The following is a 19,625-nucleotide window of genomic DNA, read 5'->3' as shown; positions in this document are numbered from 1 at the left end:
TGTTAAATTAGTATATTTGTTTCCATATTAATTATGACTTCTGAAAACGCAAATCGATTTTTTGAAAGCCAATTAGGCAAAAAATCCACTGAATTCATTACATTAGCTCAAAGCGGTTCTGCGAGGGTCAACTTTCTGGCCATAGCCGGTACTGAAAAATATATTATCACCTATAATGAGAATATTCCGGAAAATGAAAGTTTTCTTTATTATTCCGAGGTGTTTTCTGCGCTTCATCTTAATACTCCTACTATTCTTGCCATCACAGAGGACAGGAAAATGTATGTACAGGAATTTTTAGGAGCACAAACATTGTCAGAGGTGATTACAAAAGAACATGTATCACCCCGGGTACAATCTTTGGTAAAACAAACCCTGGAAAAGCTATTCAGGCTGCAGATACAAACCCAGGGAAAAATTGACTTTTCCAAAACATTTGAATATGAAAGCTATGATGAACTTCCGGTGATTCATGATCTCTATTATTTTAAAAACTTTGTTGCTGATGTTCTGGAGCTTGAGTATAATAAATCTACTCTGCTAAAAGAATTCAAGCAAATTGCGGCATTGGTGGAGAATCTCCAACCTACAGGCATCATGATCCGAGATTTTCAAGCCAGAAACATCATGGTTAATGAAAAAGATGAAGTTTCATTTATTGATTACCAGTCAGCAATGAAGGGCCCTTTGATGTATGATGTTATTTCATTTTTGTTTCAGGCCAAGGCAGATTTCCCTGAAGACTTTAAAAATAAAATGCTGGATTTTTATATTCAACTCTTTGAAGATCAAAAAACTCAACATCAACTAAAAAACTCGGTTAAGCCAATGCAGATGATGAGATTCCTTCAGGTGCTGGGAGCATATGGCTTCAGAGGATTGATTCAAAGAAAACAGCATTTCTTGGCAAGCCTTGAAAAAGGAATTGAAAATATCACAAGGTTTGCATCTGCTTGGGAGGAGATGAAAAATTATCCGGAACTTAATAAGGTTATACAGCAGCTGACACTTGAAGAAACTCAGAAGAAAATTGATACTATTTTAAAATAAAAGACCATACAATTTACCTTAAAAACTCTCAATGGTTCAATCCAGTAAATAAAAAATAAAGAAGAAATGCTACACATAGACATCCACAGTTTTTCGTATAAAAAAGGAGGAATTCCAAAAGACAATTCAGGAAACGGGGGCGGTTTTGCCTTTGACTGCAGAGGAATTTTAAATCCGGGAAGAATTGAAGAATATAAAAGCCAGACCGGAAATGACATTGGTGTTCAGGAATACCTTGAAACCAAAACTGAAATGCCAAAATTCTTAGAGCTTGTAAAATCTCTTGTATCTATTAATATTGAAAATTATCTGGAAAGAGGATTTGAAAACCTGCAGATCAACTTCGGTTGTACAGGCGGGCAGCACAGATCCGTATATTCTGCCATAAAAATTGCTGAATTCATCAGAGAAAAGTACCCAGACGGAACGCTGATAACTATCCATCACGACGAACAGCCACAACTGAACATGAGCAATCAGTAATGAGCAATCAGTACACATCATTTATAACTCCTATTATATGAAGGCTCTTATTTTTGCTGCCGGAAAAGGCACCAGGCTTAAACCATTTACAGACCACCACCCTAAAGCCCTGGCTAAAGTGAATGGTATTCCTCTTCTTGAAAGAAACATCAATTATCTGAAAAGTTACGGAATAAAGGATTTTGTGATTAATATCCATCATTTTGGAGATCAGATTGTTGATTTCTTAAATAAAAATGATAACTTCGGCTGTAGAATTGAAATCTCCGACGAAACCAACAAACTGTTGGAAACCGGGGGCGGCTTGATTTTTGCCAGAAGATTTCTTGATCACGGAGAAGATTTTTTAATTTTAAATGCTGATATTTTAACTGATCTCAATATTAATGCATTAGTGGAGTACCACAAAAAAGTAAAAGATTTTGCTACTTTAGCAGTATCGGACCGTGAAAGCTCGAGAAAACTCCTTTTCAATGATGATATGGTGTTAAGAGGCTGGCTGAATGTACAGACAGGCGAACAGAGGCTGGCTGAATTCAATAAAGGATTTAAAGCCCTTGCCTTCAGTGGAGTTCATTGTATTAACCCAGTTATCTTTGAAAAAATAAAAAGAAAAGGCAAATTCTCTGTTATGGAAGAATATCTTGATCTGATGCAGACTGAACATATACATGGTTTTCTGCATGACAACATTCTTATAGATGTTGGAAGACCTGAATCTGTAATAGAAGCCGAAAAACATTTTAAATAATTTTTTGCAAATGGAAATGGATGGAATTAGGGATGAAAGCCTGGTAAACCCGGAATTAGATATTAACGAAACTAAACTGCACAACAGCTTCAGACAGAAAACTTGGGATGAAACTATTACCAAAGACAGCTGGATGGTCTTCAAAGTTATGGCTGAGTTTGTAGATGGTTATGAAAAACTGGTAAAAATTGGACCATGTGTATCTATATTCGGTTCAGCACGTCTGAAACCGGAAAATAAATACTATGAAATGGCTGTAGAAATTGCTGAGAAGATTACCAGACTAGGCTTCGGAATTATTACCGGCGGAGGCCCTGGAATTATGGAAGCAGGAAACAAAGGAGCTTTCAATGCAAATGGAAAATCAATAGGACTTAATATTGACCTTCCTTTTGAGCAGCATTTCAATCCATATATCAACAGGTCTTATTCTATGAACTTCGACTACTTTTTCGTGAGAAAAGTAATGTTTATAAAATATTCCCAGGGATTTGTAGTAATGCCGGGAGGTTTCGGAACATTGGATGAGCTTACTGAAGCAATAACTTTGATTCAAACCAATAAAATTGGTAAATTCCCAATTGTTTTGGTAGGAAGTGAATTCTGGGGTGGATTATTAGACTGGTTCAAAGCTACCTTGCTGAAAGAAGGAATGATTGCAGAAGATGATCTTGATCTTTACAGAGTGGTAGACACTGCTGATGAAGCCGTAGCACACATTAAAGCTTTCTATGATAAATATTCTGTGAACGTAAACTTTTAATTGGCATATTATTTGTGAACCATAACTAGCAAGAATGATTGTAAATCTATTAATTAAGATGAAAAAACTTTTATATATATCAGGAATTTTAACATTTTTTGTGTTAATGAGTTTTATGTATGTAGACTTTTTCTCTTCAATGACCAAAGTGGATTATATTGATGGAAGCAAGACATTGAAGTTTACCACAAAAATGAATACAAGCCATATCTCTGACGCTATTAAGATCAATCCTAACACAGCAGGATTTGAAGCTGAAGTGAAAAAATATGTGAACAATAATTTTGATGTGTTTGTTAATGGTGCTCCCAAAACAATTACTTTTACGGGAAGTCAGATCAGCGGAGAAACTGTATGGGTATATTTTGAAACCGGAGGGGTTTCGGATATTAATACCTTAAAGATTAAAAATACGATCCTTTTAAGCACTTTTCCGAAGCAAATCAACCTGGTAAGTATAGCCTATAAAGGCAGCCAGAAAATGATGAACTTCCAACGAGGAAAAGAAGTGAATGAGGTTTCTTTTTAGATAAATAATTTTGTAATATAAAAACCACTGCTTTTGCGGTGGTTTTTTGTTTATGCTAAAAATTCTCTTAAATATTATTTTACTTGTTGACGGAAGTAATTGAAGGTAATATTAATTTTAAGGAATTAATATAATCATCATCAAAATAAATAGCACGTATTTCTTTGTACATACATGCTTCCAACTCTAACCAAGTTGCATTAGGACTAAATATATTTTTAATAACACCAGTCATTTGGCACATTCATTAATATACCTTGAAAAAAAGTTTGGTTTTTTAATGTAATTGAGACAACGCTATTTATCAACTTTCTCTCCTCTTCTTTCCCGTGCATCCCTTGCTCTTCCTTTTTCATAAAAATATAGTAAAATAAATAATTATAATAGCTACACTTATATTTCATAAAAAAGCCAGCTCTTCCGAGCTGGCTTTTACTATGTAGAAACAATAATTATTGTCCTTTAATTTTAAAATCATCTACTTCCCACGTTGCAGCCGCCGCTGTTGTAGAAGTGTACTTGAATGCTATTCTTACATTTTTGCCTAAGAAAGCGCTTAAGTCAACATTTCCAGAGCTTACCCAATCTCCGAATGCACCGGTATTGGTATCAAGTGTTGCCGGAAGCTGGGTCCAGGTAGTAGTCGCTACATCTCCTGTATAATTGTCTGTAGCATATACCTGTAAAGCATTTCCTGCATATCTTACATCGGTAGTAAAGGTTACTACTGCTTTAGATTTTCCAGCTAAGCTTACTGCTTTAGAGATTAACCAGTCTTCATTAGCAAAGTTATTTCCAGCACCACCAGCATTACCATTCATCATAGCATAATAATTAGTACCATTTCCTTGGTTTGATGTATTCCAGAATTGATTTGGTCCTACTTTGTTAACTGTTATCCAGTCTGTACTGAATCCACCAGCAGCAAAATCGTCTTTATAAAGAACAGGAAGCGGTGTATACACACTGCCATCACATCTAGGAGCATCAAAATCAATATTAGCTAATTTGGTAATCCATAATTGATAAACTCCATTATAAACACTCAAAGCCGCATAAACATCACCTTTTCCTCCTTTTACTTCATAACTTCCTGGAGAAACAGAACCAAATTTTGCCTGTCCGCTTGTTCTTAAGACAACAGTATTTCCTGAACAGTCTTCAAGAGTTCTGCTGGTAACTGAAGTTCCGTCAGTTAACGTTTTCCCTAAATCTCCGTTTACAAACTGAACATCTTTGATTTTAATCCATCTTCCGACATCAGCCATTGATAATTGAGAAATAGTTCTTTCTGTAGGCACCACAGCTCTTGGAGCAGTATTGCTATCGAAGAAATATTTATACATATCAGCTTCTTCAATCTGCCCAAACTGAGTATTATTGTTGAATAAAGATCCTAGTTGAATTTCTCCATTTACACTTCTTACATAAAGGTTTTTAAGTTTAATATTAACATCTTTTCCTAATCTGAATCTACTGTCAAGATATAGATTGGTTTTGTTTATATTCACTCTGATTCCTCCTGTTGCATCTTCTATATATACATATTTGTAAATGTTTCCTGTCTCGTCATTAGCAACAACCTGAGCAGTAAGAGAATAATCTCCTGTAATCTGCACCCAATTTGTAGTTCCTGCAGCAAGTTGCTTAATATCTGCAACCGTTTTAGGAGTTAATTTGCTTGGGTTAAAGTCACAAGGACTTTCAGTAAGTAAGTCTAAACGAGGGAAAGTTTTCATGTTAAGATCTTCAGTCCTGTTGATATACAACTGGTAAGTAGTAGCACTAGTTCCTGATTTGAATTTACTATAAATCCCTACAAACTGACCTTTACCTGAAGGCACAAGCTGATTGGCAAATGAAGCATACCCACTGTTTCTTACTACCGCTGTTTTTGCATATTTTGTACCTGTCCATCCTTCACCAATAGTTTTATCTACTGTTACACCATTCGGTGCATAAGTAGTACATAATGCTCTTGCATCAAATTCTACATCATTTACCTGAATTAAACATCCTAAATACTGATCAGCAAGATCACTCATATCTGCTAGCTTCATCACCTTAGGAATTATTTTTCCTTTTGGGCCACAAGATCTGAAAATATATTTCCCAACAAGCTTTTCAGGAATTCTTGATACAGAACCTTTAGACTCTGATCCTAATTTTACACCAAGCTGCACAAGGGTTCCATAGTTACCAACAGCAAGTCCGTTAAGCTTAACATACACTTTAGATCCCTGAGGATACCTTGTATAAGTACTTACCGCATCTACACTGATTGTAAATCCATGGGTAGGATTTTCAAGAGCATCCTGTATGTATATTGTCTTATAAATATTTCCTGTTTCATCACTTGAAGAAACATAACCTACCATATATAAATCATCCGATTCATCATTTGGAGTCTTATCTTCAGGAAAAACGTAGGTTTCACCACCATTAGTATCATACTTTGCTTTTACTTCAGCAAATGGCACTACAATACCTTTTTTATCGGCACAGTCGTATCCATCCAGATTAGGCTGGTCGTATTTATCATCGTGCACACATCCTGTTACGACAAACAGAGAAGCAGCTACGACGAAAATATATTTTAAAATTGAATTATATTTTTTCATTATAGTTGTTATTAGAATCTTAAATAAACATTAGTAAAGAAAGTTCTTCCTCTGTCATACCAAAGTTTTGGCCCGAAATAAGGAGTTGCTCTTTGGGCATCTGTAAGGGCATCACTAAAGTTTACATTTCTTCCCTGTTCAAATCCTCCGGTTACATAGTCTCTGTTGTTCAGGATATTATTTACAGATACACTGATTCCCATTCTGTATTTTCCAAACTGGAAAGATTTACCAGCATTAGCATTCAACATGAACTGATTATCAAATTTCTTTTGTTTAGTAATTTGTTCTATCAATTCAGGAGTTACACCAGGGAATGGATCATTGGTTTGTGAGTCAGTATACATATAAGGGGTCTTATTCAATGCAGAGAAATCAAGATACTGATCCATCAAATAGTTCGCAGACGCCCCAACCCACCAATATTTTGGAGAGTTATATTTTAAGCCGAATGAGAATGCTTTTTGAGGAGTTCCTGCTACCTTATAATCTTTAACATTTGCCTTGCCCCAAACATCAGTTCCTCTAAACCCGTTAAGGTCATCAAAAGTAGAAACTTCAGGATTGTTGGTGTATTTGTATTCTCCAATACTTGCGACCCCAACAGCATTTAATGTAGGTGTTACCTTAACATCAAATCCTAATTCAAGTCCCATGTATCTCTTATTTACACCACTCATTGCTTCGTTTACTAAAGTACTAAAAGAATTTCCTAAAGTGCCGTCATTTACATCAGCATAATATCTTGAAATTTCAGTAGCGTTCTGAATAGTAGTATAATAAGCAGATAACCTTAATTTTAGAATCTGCCCTCTTAAGATATAACTTAAATCATTAGAATTGATCATCTGATTAGTAACCCCAGGTGTTAAGTAATCAACCATTCTTGGGTTGATATAAATCTCATTCAAAGTAGGTGCTAAACTAAAGAAAGCTCCATTATAAACAATAAAGTTCTTTCCATTGATCTTATAGGTAATTTTTCCTTTGATCCCTGCATCTAAAGCGTCATATATTGCGCTTTTCCCTTTTGAATTATCTCTAAATCTTGCAAGACCACTTCTGAAGTTACCTTCTCTATAAGCCTCTGAATAAGAAGAGAAGATGGAAGCAATAACATTCCACTTATTGAAATCTATTTCAGATGAAATGTTTAAAGAGTAATGATTTCTTGTCAATTCGTAAGAATATTGAGTTCTGTCTCCTTTTCTTACTGTTACGTCAGTGTTATCTGCATCATATTGGGCATCTCCGTTGAATGCATTAAGATTATAAGCAAAATTAGCTCCTAATAAATCTTTAACTCTTCTGAAGTTGTCAGACTTTAAATTCTGATAATTGAAGTTGATGTTTAGCTTCCAGTTATCTTTTAATTTAGTATCAAAGTGAGAGGTGAAATTGAACGTTTTATCTTTATTTACATCTTCTACAATAGTATACACGGCACCTCTTGCTGTCCCATCCATTTTGGTAAGGTTAAGACGGTTTGTATTGTAAAGATAATTCCAGTCGATTTGTGATTGTTGTCTGAATTCATCTTCTGTTAGAATACCGTAGCTTGGTAGTTTTCTGTAGTAAGTTGGATTGGGATCAGAAGCGTGGAACCAGTCTAATCTGCTTCTTGCGTCGCTTCCAAACTGATAAGAAACAGTATTTGTCCAGTTAGAATTTTTACCAATTTTCAGATAATCTGTTAAGATAAACATCGGTTCAAAAACATTTCTGATTCTGGAGTTTCTTTTTTCTCCATCCTGCCATCCCCAGTATGAGTTGTAGTTTTTACCCATAATGTCATAAACCTCTTGGGTATTTGGAGCATTGGAAGCTCTGTAAGTTGGAGATCCGAAAGCCGTTAAGTTAATGGAATGTCTGTCACTGAATTTTTTCTCAATAGAGGCAAAATAAGCATATGCATCCTGATAAACACCATCAAGAATAGCTCGGTCTCCCCATCTTCTGCTTCCTGAGAAGGTAAACGCCCAGCCATTCTTGCTTAATCCGGAAGAGTAAGTAGCCATTGCTCTGTGCAGATAACTTCTGTTGGTAAATGAATAGGCTAAGGAAGTCTGCTTTCTATAGCTTGAAGCTCTCGTATTATAATATACCACCCCACCTAAATTACCAAAAGTATATTCTGAAGGAGTAATATTATCTACATTTTCGTAAGGATATCTTGTAACGTCATTCAGTCCTCCCCAGTTGTTGAAGTCAATTCTTCCATCATCATTTTTAGACATGGATACTCCATTAAAAAGTACATCCTCAAATCTGTTATCTACCCCTCTTGGTCTGAACCAGTAAGCCCCCAATTCAAAAGCTGAAACATTCTGGAAAGCATCTCTTCCTGAACTTAAAAGTCCTACAGTAGGCTGCATAGATGAGCCTCCTTCTTCAGTATCATTTGCCGAGTCGTCAATAACTATTACTCCTGCATCTGATCCTAAGTTGTAATTAAGTGTAATAACACCTAAATCTTTTCTCTTCTCATCTGCAGTTACATCAAACTCTAGGATTTTAGACTCAAAATTTGGTTTTGTAACTGTAATAAGATAGTGGCCAGGTTTTAAATCCACAAACTGGAAGTATCCAATTTTATCCACAGATGTATCATCCGCGGATTGTGCCAGATCTACTTCTGCTTTCTCCAAAGGCTTACCATCCTGATCTTTAACATACGCAAATACAGTAGTTTGCGCAAAGTAAAAAGAGGCAGGCATTAAAGTAAACAAAGAGATTAGGGATAGTTTTTTAATCATAATAAACTTATTTTTAACTCCTTCTTTATTTAAAGGGCAACAAATTTAGGACTATTTTCATTAAGTTAAACATTTTTAGCTATTTATTCTATTAATTTTTCTTAACGTCTATTCATTATCCTAAAAATACAGGCTAATTTTAATCAATCACAAAAAGAAGAACAGATTTTAAGGAAAGCATACAATAATCATTAAAGAATATTTTTTAATCCAATATAAACCGCTTATTTTTAAGCATTATATAAATAACAGACATCATTAATAATATCAAAATAATGAATGATAATACATTTCTTTCAGACTTTCCGTTTCAACCTTAACCTTTTATTAAATTAAACTCAGTTTATTTTAATCTTTATTCTTATATAAAATTAGTAATTTTACCCCTCAATTTTTTGAATATACTAAGAATATGAAAAAATATTTAATCATTGCCGCCCTATTTTGCTTTGGTTCTGCTTTCTCACAACAGAGGCAGGTAAAGAGAGCTGCTGTCGCATTCCTGAACGTAGAAAACCTTTGGGACACTATTCCTTCTGCAGATTATATTGATGGAACTTTGCCACGTTCCAACCCTAAATTCCACAGAAGTGTACCCGTGGATTCTCTAAAATACCTTGAGACAACAGAAGATTATAAAGGGGAATGGAGTGATGATCTTTTAATTGGTAAGAAGGTGATCAGAAAACAGTTCTTATCTGAAGATTTTACAGCCAACAGCCCTAAAAGATGGGGAACAAAATATTACAACCAGAAATTAGCGAATGAAGCTAAGGTTATTTCTGAACTTGGAAGACAGTATACCAATGATAATCCGGCCATCTGTGGACTGATTGAGGTGGAAAACAGACAGGTAATTGAAGACCTCATCAAACAGCCGGCCTTGGCAAAAAGCAATTACGGAATTGTACATTTTAATTCTTATGACGCAAGAGGTATTGATGTGGCAATTATTTACCAGAAAGGAAGATTCGCTGTTTTAGATTCTTATAAGAAAGAAATTAAAATCTATGATGAGGATGGAAAAAGAGAATACACCAGAGATATTGTAGTAGCTATCGGATTATTGGATGGAGAAAAAGTAGGAATCTTTATGAATCACTGGCCATCCAGAAGAGGAGGTGAAGCTATTTCCCTTGCTAAAAGAAATACTGCAGCCACTGTATTGAAAGAAGAAATGGATAAAGTTACTGCAGAAAATCCTGGCATCAAATTATTCTCAATGGGTGATTATAATGATGACCCGGTAAGCCCAAGTTTGAAAAAACATTTGGCTGCTGTGGGAGATCCGAGCGAATTATCAGACAAAACTCCTTATTATAACTTAATGTACAAATTATATAAGGCTGGTGTAGCGTCTCTTGCCTATAGGGATGCTCCGAACTTGTTTGATCAGATTATTGTTTCAAGAAATCTTTATTCACCTGAAAAGATTACGCCTACTTATACTATTTTTAAAGCTGAGATCTATGCTCCTGCTTACCTGGTAAACAAAGAAGGACAATGGAAAGGATATCCTTTACGTTCTTGGGATGGTGACCGATTCACTGGTGGATACAGTGACCACTTCCCTGCGGTTTCCGTAGTTCAGAAAGAATATATTAAAAAATAATACAGAAAGGCACTCTTATTGGAGTGCTTTTTTAATAAATAATAGAGTCATGAAAAAATTTGTCCTAATACTATTTATTGCCTTTGTTCCTTTCAGCTGTCTTTCCCAACAAAATACGCCTAAAAAGGATAAGGAACAGAATGAGATGAAACCGTCTAAAAATGAGGATGGAGAATGGGACCTGACAGTTATTGACACTGAATTTGATTATTTTCTCAATGCGATAGCCAAACCCATCAGTCAATATTCAGAATCTTTTCTGAAAACAAAGAATACATTCCTTGTCAATGAATGGAACAGCTATTACAGTTCCGGAAAATACAGGAATATCATAGAATCCGGAATAGACTATAATCCTAGAGAAAACTACGGGATAAAGTTTGAATACAAACTCTACCAGGTATTTGCATATGTAAGCTGGAAGTACGGTTTAAAAATGAATGGATTATCCGCAAGTGATGCGAGAAGATAAATCCCCAAAAGAATCAAATTATATTTACAAAAACCCTATTTTCCAAATAAAAACATAATTAAATACTATAATTATCTAATTATACGAAATAATTTTAATATTCTGTTCAGGTTTTAATATATTTGTATAGTACTGAATTTTGATATCTCAGTATTTATTCACCCTAACAAAATTAAAACCATGAAAAAAACATCCTGCACTGCATGCTTTTCAGCCATGCCATGTTCTATCGTACAGACATTCCGTTCTGTAAAAGTCAAATTATCGGATAAGCAATTTATCAATTCTCAAATTAATAATGCTAAAATCAATGAAATATGAGAAATACCATTAAACTTATCCTGCTTTCAATTTTATTATCCTGGAAACCGCTCTATTCACAAACAGGAAGCGACATCATTTTCTGCCTGGATAACAGTGGTTCTATAAGTGATGTAGCCTTTAATCAAATGACTGTCTCTACCATGAAACTCATGGAACAGGTTTTAAAATGTAATCGGGACAACAGGGTTGCTGTAGTACATTATGGAACAGATTATAAGGACATGAGCCCTTCTCTTCCCAGAATCTATATAGAATCTAATTTCACCAATGATCTGGCAACCGCCCAAACATTCTCAAGAAGATTAAAAAATGGTGACCATTTTCATAATGCAGTTAATTTAATAGGATCAGCTCTTGATCACTACCCTGATCCTGATATCGTGAGCCCGCAAAAAACATTAGACAAGCACCGTGAAAGGCCGTTAGTAATTATCTTATTTTCTGATGCTGAAAGAGCTAATGGCAACCTGAGCAGTGGCTCTTATCTGGTCAACTTCGATCCTCCCAATGGATTGCACGAAGACAATGCTTTTGTAGCCTTTACAAAATTTAAAATGGACAGAAATGCTAAATTTATTGTGGTACATGTAAGTGATTATTCGCCATATATAGAAGCTGCAGCCAATATTGCAAGCCGTGGAGGTTCATATAACGGACCTATTGAGCAATACAATGACGACCCTGACCACAATCTGCTTCCAAGATTCTATCTGAATAAGACAAATTTCACCTTAACCACTACGGAAATAGCTGACCTAAGCAATAGCATCTGCAGAATGAACACCGCCTATGTTGACTTCACTTATCAGGTCCGCTCATGTAAAACTCCTACAGGCTTTCCATTACAGGTAAATGGTAACTATGCCATTCCACAAGGGGCAAGCATTGTCAACTTTCAGATATCACTTTTGGATATAGCAACAAGCACAATGTATCCGACATCTGCAACAGTTAATTTTCCTAATCCAAATGAATTTGAATTTACCATCAACCAGGCAGATCTCACCAACCCGCCTTCAGGGCAATATAAATTTATTATTGAGCTTGTTTATTCCTTAGGAGGCAATAATGATGGCGTTCATGCCGAAAACAGCATCAACTCTCCATATGACTTCATGTACTGTGAAAATCTGCGCACTAGCACAAATACGTCTAACCCTGCAGCTAAGTTTGCAAAACCAAAAGATAAAGATTATCATATAGATCTTAATGCAGATCCTAACAACTCGAAATCTATGCTTAAAGAAAAAGTTCAGCAGAAAAATATCCAGATTTCACCAAACCCTAACAATGGGGTATTTATAATATCGCTTGACAAGACACGTTCAGGATCATTACAAGTTAATGACATCAATGGTAAGGTTGTATTTGAAAAGGCTTTTAGCAACGAAAAAGATATAGCTGTGGATATTCACTCATTACCATCCAATACTTACATTGTAAAAGTAAGCTCAGGTAACGAAGTGTTCACACAGAAAATAATAAAAAGATAAATCTTACTATTTCAAATTAAAAAAGGTTCAGAAAATTTCTGAACCTTTTATTTTTATAATAGATGAAAATTATTTGTTGAATAATTCTTCTACTTTGTCCCAGTTTACAACATCAAAGAATGCAGAAACATAGTCAGGTCTTCTGTTTTGGTAGTTTAAGTAATAAGCGTGCTCCCAAACATCCAATCCTAAAACCGGAGTTCCTTTAACATCTGCAACAGGCATTAATGGGTTATCCTGGTTTGGAGTTGAAGAAACAGATACAGATCCGTCAGCATTTTTTACTAACCAAGCCCATCCAGAACCGAATCTTGTTTTAGCAGCCTCAGAAAAATCAGTTTTGAATTTTTCAAAACCACCATAGTTTTCTATGGCAGCTTTTACATTTCCTACCGGCTCTTTGCTTCCTCCGGGAGTTAAGATTTCCCAGAATAAAGAGTGGTTGAAGTGTCCTCCTCCATTGTTTCTTACAGCTGGCTTATCTGTTCCTGTCTTGCAGATTTCTTCAATAGTTTTTCCTGCTAGATCAGTTCCTTCAATTGCTTTATTTAAATTGTCAATATACGCCTGGTGGTGCTTCGTATAGTGGATTTCCATAGTTCTAGCATCGATCGTGGGTTCTAATGCATCGTATGCATATCCTAATTTTGGTAATTCAAATGACATAATCTTTATTTTTAATGTTATACTTCAAAATTAGCCAATATTTAAGGTATTATCAAAGATTGGGGATTACTTTAATAAATCTTTAACATTGATATATTGATTTAGAATGAATTAAATTCTAAAAATATTTTTTAATCCGTAAATTAATAAACTAAAAAGCACGAATCCTGAGATCCGTGCTTTCTATTTAACAATAATTAAATTTATTTATTCATAGACATTAGGAATTCCTCATTGTTAAGAGTTCCTTTAATGTTCTTATCTACAAATTCCATAGCTTCTACAGGATTCATTTCAGAAAGGTATTTTCTCAGAATCCACATTCTTTGTGAAGTTACTTCATCCAACAGAAGATCGTCTCTACGTGTGCTGGATGCAACAAGATCAATAGCAGGATAAATTCTTCTGTTAGCAATTTTTCTGTCTAACTGAAGTTCCATGTTACCTGTACCTTTGAATTCTTCAAAGATTACTTCGTCCATTTTAGAACCTGTATCAATTAATGCCGTAGCAATAATTGTTAGAGATCCTCCACCTTCAATTTTTCTTGCTGCTCCGAAGAATCTCTTCGGCCTGTGAAGTGCATTCGCATCCACCCCACCGGAAAGAACCTTCCCGGATGCCGGCGTTACAGTGTTGTAAGCTCTTGCCAATCTGGTGATAGAGTCTAACAGAATCACAACATCATGCCCACACTCTACCATTCTCTGAGCTTTAGCCAAAACCAGGTTTGCCACTTTTACATGTTTTTCAGCGGCCTCGTCAAATGTAGAAGCAATTACCTCTGCATTTACACTTCTTTCCATATCAGTAACCTCTTCCGGACGTTCGTCTATCAGAAGCACCATCATATATACTTCAGGGTGGTTAGCAGCGATAGAATTAGCAATATCCTTAAGCAACATCGTTTTACCTGTTTTAGGCTGTGCTACGATCATTGCTCTTTGCCCCTTACCAATAGGTGCAAACAGGTCAACAATTCTTGTAGAAACTGTAGATCCGCTTCCTGCCAGGTTGAATTTTTCTTCAGGGAAAAGTGGAGTGAGATATTCAAAAGCTACACGGTCTTTGATAAATGCAAGATCACGCCCGTTAACTTCCGTAGGTCTTAATAATGAAAAATATTTTTCTCCTTCTTTAGGTAATCTTACAATTCCTTTAACGGTATCTCCGGTTTTCAACCCGAAATTTCTGATCTGTGCTGTAGAAACATACACATCATCAGGAGAAGAAATATAGCTAAAGTCTGAAGAACGTAAAAATCCGTAGTTGTCTGGTAAAATCTCCAACACCCCTTCAATGCTCACCATTCCATCAAAGTTGAATTCTTTTTTATGGTCTTGCTGTTCCTCTGCCTTTTCAGAATGTCTGTTCTGATTTTGGTTAGGATTCTGGTGTTGGTGTTGATTTTGATTTTTATTTTGGTTTCCACCGTTCTGTGGATGGTTGTGTCCCTTTTGAGGTCTGTTAGCCTGAGGTTGTTGAGGGTTGTGAGGCTTTTCTTCCGCCTGGGCAGGCTCTTGAGGTTCTGTGTTTTTAGGAGCTTCTGTTTTCTCCTGGGAGGTTTCTGCATTTCCTGTACTGGCAGAAACTCTTTTCCTTTTTTTCTTAGCCGGGTTAGCTGCAGATGCGTCTTCGCTGGCTGTTGCTGCTACTGTTTCAGTCTTAGGCTCTTCTGCTTTTATTTCTTCGGCAACCGGCGTTATTTCTTCTACGTTTTCCTCTACTTTTGGTTCTGCCGGAGCTTTTGCAGTTGCCTTAGGCTTTGCCGGGGCTTTCTTTGGAGCAGCTTTCTTTATAGGAGCCTTTGCAGTTTTTTCTGCTGGAGCTTCTTCAGTATTGGCGCTGGTTTCCGTGGCGTTGAAATAATCTTTTGCTACTTTAGGGTTGGAAGCCTGAAAGTCAAGAATTGCAAAGATTTTGTCATTTTCATTGCTGTTTCTTGCAACTTTAACGCCCAAATCCTTTAAGATTTTAGTCAGTTCCGTTACGGATTTTGACCTTAACGTTTCTATGTTAAACATATTTAATGTAAAAATGTAATTAATTGTGAGTAAGAAAAGTAAGTCCGGTGACTTTGGTTTTCAAGTACATTGTATAATGCAAATCTACACTTATTTTTGAATTGTGCAAAATTTATATTATTTTTGCCAAGAATTTAATATTCAATGCTACAGAGAATACAAACTATATGGACTTTATTAGCAGTTTTAGCTGCTGTTTTCCTTTTTATAACAGGACAGGATGTTGTAATTTCAGACAGTATTCCTGTACTTAACATAGGATGTATTATCCTTGTTATTATTGGATCATTAAGTATTTTTAGTTTTAAAAACAGAAAAAGACAAATTTTGCTGAATACGATCAGCATCATTATAAACGCTTTGTTGATTGGTGTATTGGCGTACTGGCTGCTAAGTTTATCCGGAGGAATTCAGTTTCCTGAGAAGGGTATTGAGCCGATTTTCCCATTAATCGCGGTGATATGTCTGCTTATAGCAAATGTATACATCCGTAAAGATGAGAGGCTCGTGAAATCTGTAGACAGGCTTCGGTAACCTTACAACGATTTTTTGAGTAAGAACAGTTCCTTTTAGGAGCTGTTTTTTATTTATACCTGCCTGTATTCCGCTGTTCTATGGAGTAATCTACCCAGATCAATTAATTTATGTAACTTCCCTGCAACATTTTAATGTAAAAAACGACAGATCCTATAATTTTTAATTAAAGACTATGAAAAAGCTAACATATCTTACTTTATCACTATTTTCTATATCCGCTTTTGCACAGGAGGTTTCAAAAGAAAGAGTAAAAACAGTGATTTCCACCCTGGCATCTGATGAAATGAAAGGCCGTGAAATAGGAACTCCTGAAAATGAAAATGCGGCTCACTATATAGCTAGTCTTTTCAAAGAAAACAACCTTAAATACTGTACAGGAAATTCTTATCTGATTCCTTTTGATTATAAGGGGAAAACTGCCTATAATGTTTGTGGTATAAAGAAAGGTAAATCTGATAAAACTCTTGGCTTTTCAGGACATTTTGATCATATCGGTACCAAAAATAAAAGTGGGGACAATATTTATAATGGCGCTGATGATGATGCCAGCGGAATTACCACATTGGTAGGGATCGCAGATTATTTTAAAGATAAGGACCCTGAATTTTCTATGGCATTCATGGCTTTCAACGGGGAGGAAAAAGGAATGCTTGGATCAAAAGCGATCTCTGAGGATAAAAATCTTGACAAGATATATAAAAATATGACTGCCCTTTTCAATTTTGAAATGGTAGCCACTGAATCTCAATGGGGGAAAAATGCATTATATATGACCGGAGACGGCTTTTCAGATCTTGACGAACTCTTCAATACCTATGCAGTAAATGGCTTAAAGATCAATGCAGATCCATATGCAGAGCAGCAACTCTTTTATCGTTCAGATAATGTAAGTTTCGTAAAAAAGAAAATTATTGCCCATTCATTTTCAACAGTTGATATGACTAAAGCTACTCACTATCACCACGTAAATGATGATATCAGCATTGTTGATGTAGATAATATGACCCAGATCATTAATAATTTCGGACAGACATTGGATAAACTTAATCCTAAAAACTTTGCTCCAAAATATAATGATCAGGTAAATTTTAACTAATTCGATCCTCATACAGTAACCGCCTTTCTGGCGGTTTTATTTTGACTTTATCTGAAAATATACTCTTTCTGTGCTCCAGATTCTGCAGTGTTTTTCACTTGTTTTTTACTTTATTTCAATGTGTTGTAACAAAAACACTGATTTTGAAACTTATCCATTAAAGTAAAACAGGATTAAGAACGTCTTATCTTCTAATTTTACGTAATTTTGCTATCCAAATTTTTCATTGAATGAATGAGTATAAAAAAATTCTGAGGTTCGCCAGACCCCATCAAAAATATATCTACGGAAGTTTGTTTTTCAATATTCTGTATTCCTTATTTCAGATTGCTTCCTTAGGGACTATTTTACCGGTTTTGGGAATGCTTTTCGGCACTATTAAACCTGAAAAATATGAAACAGCTCCTGTTTATTCCGGTGAAATCTTAGATTTTTTCACCTATGTAAAAGAATATTCCAATTACTATATCCAGACTTTGGTAAGTGCTCATGGCGCTCTAACTGTTCTTGCCTGGCTTTGTGTAATTACTGCCTTCATGTTCTTTTTAAGAAATGCATTCCGATATTTTGGTTCTTTATTGCTTATCAATTACCGTGTGGGAGTTACCAAAGATCTTCGTGGAGCCATGTATAGAAAAATACTTTCTCTACCCGTTTCATTCTTTACAGAAAGCCGAAAAGGAGATATGATGTCCCGTATGTCTAATGACGTTGGCGATGTGGAGGGGAATATTTTGGGAAGTTTAATAGAACTTATCAATGCCCCTTTCATGCTAATCAGTACATTGATTACTCTGTTTTTCCTGAGTGCAGAAATGACTCTTTTCTCCCTGCTGGTACTTCCGGTAATGGGAACAATGATCGCCTTAATCGGGAAAAGCCTTAAAAAAGATTCTCACGAAGCACAGCATGAACTGGGTACAATCTTCTCCATAGTAGATGAAACACTTAAATCATCAAAAGTTATTAAAATCTTTAATGCGGAAAAGATTATGGATAACCGTTTCATGAAATCAATGAACAAATGGATTTCGAGCTCTATCAGCTTAGGTAAAAAGAAAGAACTGGCATCTCCAATGAGCGAATTCCTTGGGTCTATTACCTTTTTGATCATTGCATGGTATGGAGGTAAACAGATTATTGTAGAACAAAGCATATCACCTGCCGACTTCCTTGTATTCCTGGGAATGTTCTTCCAGATCCTTCCGCCTGCGAAGAGCTTATCAACCTCTATTTCCAACGTACAGAAAGGAGAAGCTTCTTTGAAAAGGGTGCTTGAAATCCTTGATGCCGATGTGAAAATTGAAGAAATTGCTGAACCGGTTTCTATTTCAACCCTTAACAGAAATATAGAATTTAAGAATATCGGATTTTATTATGATAAGGCCAATCTGATTCTTAAAAACTTTGATCTGACAATTCCTAAAGGAAAAACAGTTGCTTTGGTAGGACAGAGCGGAAGTGGAAAAACAACTATTGCCAATCTTTTAGCAAGATTCTATGATGTTTCTGAAGGGCAAATTCTAATTGATGGTGTGGATATCAAACATTTGAAGCTACAGGAATACCGACAGCTTTTGGGAATGGTCACTCAGGAATCTGTATTGTTCAATGACACTGTTTACAACAACATCCTGATGGGTAAACCTGATGCTACCAGAGACGAGGTAATTGCAGCGGCTAAAATAGCTAATGCAGATGCATTCATTACAGGGCTTTCTGAAGGATATGATACTAACATCGGGGATGACGGGAACAAACTTTCCGGAGGACAAAAACAAAGGGTATCCATTGCAAGAGCCGTACTGAAAAATCCACCGATCATGATCCTGGATGAAGCTACTTCAGCTTTAGACACGGAATCTGAAAGATTTGTACAGGATGCTCTGGAAAAAATGATGGAGAACAGAACTTCCCTTGTGATTGCCCACAGACTTTCAACCATCCAAAAAGCAGACTGGATTGTAGTGATGGAAAAAGGAACCATCGTTGAACAGGGAACCCACCATGAGCTTATTGCAAAAAAAGGAATGTACAACAAACTCGTTGAACTTCAAAACTTTGATTAATTATTCTTAACTCAATATAAAATGAATCCCATACAAGAGTATTTCTACAGAATCGAAGAGCCTGAAAGAAGTACTCTTCTTTTTTTAAGGGATACTATTCTGGCTTCAGACCCAGAAAATATTACAGAAACTTTCAGCTTTGGTCTTCCCTTTATCAAGTACAGAAAGAAAATGCTGTGCTATTTTTATTACAGCAAAAAATATAAAAAACATTACCTCAGTTTTTATCACGGGGATAAACTGAATTATCCGGAACTGACACAGGACGGAAGGAAGAAGTTTAAAATCTTGTTAATTGATGTGAATAAGGATTTGCCGGTAGAATTCATATTAGATCTTCTGGAAGAAATCAAAACATATATTAAATAAAAAACTCCGG

The 19,625-nt window shown here is 35.7% G+C and carries 16 protein-coding genes; 12 read left to right on the top strand and 4 right to left on the bottom strand.

Going from position 1 to position 19,625, the window contains the following annotated elements:
* The first annotated feature begins 33 nt into the window (after nucleotides 1-33).
* The 5 genes from EG339_RS06930 (at nucleotide 34) to EG339_RS06910 (ending at nucleotide 3,576) form a co-directional block, all read left to right on the top strand.
* Entirely contained in the window at nucleotides 34-1,050 is a 1,017-nt protein-coding gene (locus tag EG339_RS06930; RefSeq protein ID WP_123869549.1) for an aminoglycoside phosphotransferase family protein, read from the top strand.
* Between the two features lie 66 nt (nucleotides 1,051-1,116).
* The gene (locus EG339_RS06925; RefSeq protein ID WP_123869547.1) at nucleotides 1,117-1,533 is read left to right on the top strand and encodes a RapZ C-terminal domain-containing protein; all 417 of its coding nucleotides are present in this window, start codon (nucleotides 1,117-1,119) and stop codon (nucleotides 1,531-1,533) included.
* Nucleotides 1,534-1,570: 37 nt separating this feature from the next.
* Nucleotides 1,571-2,284, top strand: coding sequence for a nucleotidyltransferase family protein (locus tag EG339_RS06920; protein ID WP_123869545.1), 714 nt, complete (start codon nucleotides 1,571-1,573; stop codon nucleotides 2,282-2,284).
* Nucleotides 2,285-2,294: 10 nt separating this feature from the next.
* Nucleotides 2,295-3,047, top strand: a complete 753-nt coding sequence (locus tag EG339_RS06915) for an LOG family protein (protein ID WP_378113566.1) — start codon at nucleotides 2,295-2,297, stop codon at nucleotides 3,045-3,047.
* Between the two features lie 58 nt (nucleotides 3,048-3,105).
* Nucleotides 3,106-3,576, top strand: coding sequence for a DUF6702 family protein (locus EG339_RS06910; RefSeq protein WP_225717216.1), 471 nt, complete (start codon nucleotides 3,106-3,108; stop codon nucleotides 3,574-3,576).
* 452 nt (nucleotides 3,577-4,028) lie between these two features.
* On the opposite strand, the gene EG339_RS06905 is transcribed toward EG339_RS06910, so the two are convergent.
* Complete coding sequence (locus EG339_RS06905) at nucleotides 4,029-6,197, bottom strand: DUF5689 domain-containing protein (RefSeq protein WP_123869542.1); 2,169 nt, start codon at nucleotides 6,195-6,197, stop codon at nucleotides 4,029-4,031.
* Nucleotides 6,198-6,208: 11 nt separating this feature from the next.
* Complete coding sequence (locus tag EG339_RS06900; protein ID WP_123869540.1) at nucleotides 6,209-8,953, bottom strand: TonB-dependent receptor; 2,745 nt, start codon at nucleotides 8,951-8,953, stop codon at nucleotides 6,209-6,211.
* 412 nt (nucleotides 8,954-9,365) lie between these two features.
* Here EG339_RS06900 and EG339_RS06895 point away from each other — a divergent pair, with 412 nt between their 5' ends.
* The 3 genes from EG339_RS06895 to EG339_RS06885 all read left to right on the top strand — a co-directional run bounded on the left by EG339_RS06895 (nucleotide 9,366) and on the right by EG339_RS06885 (nucleotide 12,854).
* Complete coding sequence (locus tag EG339_RS06895) at nucleotides 9,366-10,565, top strand: endonuclease/exonuclease/phosphatase family protein (protein ID WP_123869538.1); 1,200 nt, start codon at nucleotides 9,366-9,368, stop codon at nucleotides 10,563-10,565.
* A gap of 49 nt (nucleotides 10,566-10,614) precedes the next feature.
* On the top strand, nucleotides 10,615-11,037 hold the full coding sequence (locus EG339_RS06890) for a DUF6146 family protein (protein WP_123869536.1): 423 nt from the start codon (nucleotides 10,615-10,617) through the stop codon (nucleotides 11,035-11,037).
* A 317-nt stretch (nucleotides 11,038-11,354) separates the two neighbouring features.
* The gene (locus EG339_RS06885) at nucleotides 11,355-12,854 is read left to right on the top strand and encodes a T9SS type A sorting domain-containing protein (RefSeq protein WP_123869535.1); all 1,500 of its coding nucleotides are present in this window, start codon (nucleotides 11,355-11,357) and stop codon (nucleotides 12,852-12,854) included.
* 69 nt (nucleotides 12,855-12,923) lie between these two features.
* Here the strand turns inward: EG339_RS06885 and EG339_RS06880 are convergent, their stop codons facing one another.
* Nucleotides 12,924-13,520, bottom strand: a complete 597-nt coding sequence (locus tag EG339_RS06880; RefSeq protein WP_123869533.1) for a superoxide dismutase — start codon at nucleotides 13,518-13,520, stop codon at nucleotides 12,924-12,926.
* A 203-nt stretch (nucleotides 13,521-13,723) separates the two neighbouring features.
* Nucleotides 13,724-15,544 carry a transcription termination factor Rho gene (gene rho / locus EG339_RS06875; protein ID WP_123869531.1) on the bottom strand — a complete coding sequence of 607 codons (1,821 nt, stop codon included), beginning with the start codon at nucleotides 15,542-15,544 and terminating at the stop codon, nucleotides 13,724-13,726.
* A 144-nt stretch (nucleotides 15,545-15,688) separates the two neighbouring features.
* Here rho and EG339_RS06870 point away from each other — a divergent pair, with 144 nt between their 5' ends.
* From EG339_RS06870 to EG339_RS06855, 4 genes are all read left to right on the top strand, one after another.
* On the top strand, nucleotides 15,689-16,078 hold the full coding sequence (locus EG339_RS06870; RefSeq protein ID WP_123869529.1) for a DUF4293 family protein: 390 nt from the start codon (nucleotides 15,689-15,691) through the stop codon (nucleotides 16,076-16,078).
* A gap of 175 nt (nucleotides 16,079-16,253) precedes the next feature.
* Nucleotides 16,254-17,177 carry a M28 family peptidase gene (locus EG339_RS06865; protein WP_123869528.1) on the top strand — a complete coding sequence of 308 codons (924 nt, stop codon included), beginning with the start codon at nucleotides 16,254-16,256 and terminating at the stop codon, nucleotides 17,175-17,177.
* Nucleotides 17,178-17,407: 230 nt separating this feature from the next.
* Nucleotides 17,408-19,246, top strand: coding sequence for an ABC transporter ATP-binding protein (locus EG339_RS06860; protein WP_123869526.1), 1,839 nt, complete (start codon nucleotides 17,408-17,410; stop codon nucleotides 19,244-19,246).
* 21 nt (nucleotides 19,247-19,267) lie between these two features.
* Nucleotides 19,268-19,615 (top strand): DUF1801 domain-containing protein, encoded by a 348-nt coding sequence (locus tag EG339_RS06855; protein ID WP_123869524.1) that lies wholly within the window; start codon nucleotides 19,268-19,270, stop codon nucleotides 19,613-19,615.
* Nucleotides 19,616-19,625: the final 10 nt, after the last annotated feature.

Origin of the sequence: Chryseobacterium bernardetii, assembly GCF_003815975.1 — a bacterium.
GTDB classification, from domain to species: Bacteria; Bacteroidota; Bacteroidia; order Flavobacteriales; family Weeksellaceae; genus Chryseobacterium; species Chryseobacterium bernardetii.
The sequence above is the reverse complement of the archived record's forward strand: the minus strand, read 5'-3'. Positions and strand labels throughout refer to the sequence as shown.